The following is a 1248-nucleotide window of genomic DNA, read 5'->3' as shown; positions in this document are numbered from 1 at the left end:
CGCCACTACTCACGGAATATCTTTTCCTGCGGGTACTGAGATGTTTCACTTCCCCGCGTTCCCCCCACCACCCTATACACGTTCAGATGATGGTAACCCAGCACAACCCAGGTTAGGTTCCCCCATTCGGACACCCTCGGATAATAACGCTCGCTCGCCAGCTCCCCGAGGCATATCGCAGGCCGCAACGTCCTTCATCAGCTCTTGATGCCAAGGCATCCACCGAATGCCCAATAAAACTAAACAAAACACAAAAAACAGTACAGAACAAATATGCTCGCAACCACTATACAAATCACAAACAACCCACCACACACACCCACACCCAACAAACCATCAGGCCGGCTGCGCGGGCAACCACCACAACACGTGGCGGACGCCAACACGGTGTTGAACGTGAACCCGACAGTGTGCTCGCTCGTATAACTTCTTATGCCCAACCCAGTAACGCACCCACACCCACCACCCACATCGGGTGGCGTACACATGCAGGCACAAGAAAACAACCCAACACACCAACCAAAAGGCCACCATGCTGCATTGTTCCCCAACAAATGGGCTCCCTAGAAAGGAGGTGATCCAGCCGCACCTTCCGGTACGGCTACCTTGTTACGACTTCGTCCCAATCGCCAATCCCACCTTCGACCACTCCCCCCGCACAAAGCGGTTAGGCCATGGGCTTCGGGTGTTACCAACTTTCGTGACGTGACGGGCGGTGTGTACAAGGCCCGAGAACGTATTCACCGCAGCGTTGCTGATCTGCGATTACTAGCGACTCCACCTTCATGGGGTCGAGTTGCAGACCCCAATCCGAACTGAGACTGGCTTTAAGGGATTCGCTCCACCTCACAGTATCGCAACCCTCTGTACCAGCCATTGTAGCATGCGTGAAGCCCAAGACATAAGGGGCATGATGATTTGACGTCATCCCCACCTTCCTCCGAGTTAACCCCGGCAGTCCCCCACGAGTCCCCACCATCACGTGCTGGCAACATAGGGCAAGGGTTGCGCTCGTTGCGGGACTTAACCCAACATCTCACGACACGAGCTGACGACAACCATGCACCACCTGCACACGACCAACTAAATGCCACCACATCTCTGCAGTGCCGCCGTGCATGTCAAGCCCTAGGTAAAGGTTCTTCGCGTTGCATCGAATTAATCCGCATGCTCCGCCGCTTGTGCGGGCCCCCGTCAATTCCTTTGAGTTTAGCCTTGCGGCCGTACTTCCCAGGCGGGGCACTTAAA

General features: G+C 55.4%; 1 rRNA gene and 1 other annotated feature. The gene reads right to left on the bottom strand.

The features are described 5' to 3' along the window. Positions 1–246, bottom strand: a 23S ribosomal RNA gene (locus ACTODO_RS00015); the annotation flags it as partial. Positions 247–580: 334 nt separating this feature from the next. Then, positions 581–1233 (bottom strand) — a sequence feature (16S ribosomal RNA rRNA prediction is too short). Between the last annotated feature and the right edge of the window lie 15 nt (positions 1234–1248).

The organism is Schaalia dentiphila ATCC 17982, from assembly GCF_000154225.1.
In the GTDB taxonomy this organism is placed as follows: Bacteria; Actinomycetota; Actinomycetes; order Actinomycetales; family Actinomycetaceae; genus Pauljensenia; species Pauljensenia dentiphila.
This window is presented reverse-complemented; position numbering and strand designations above follow the sequence as displayed.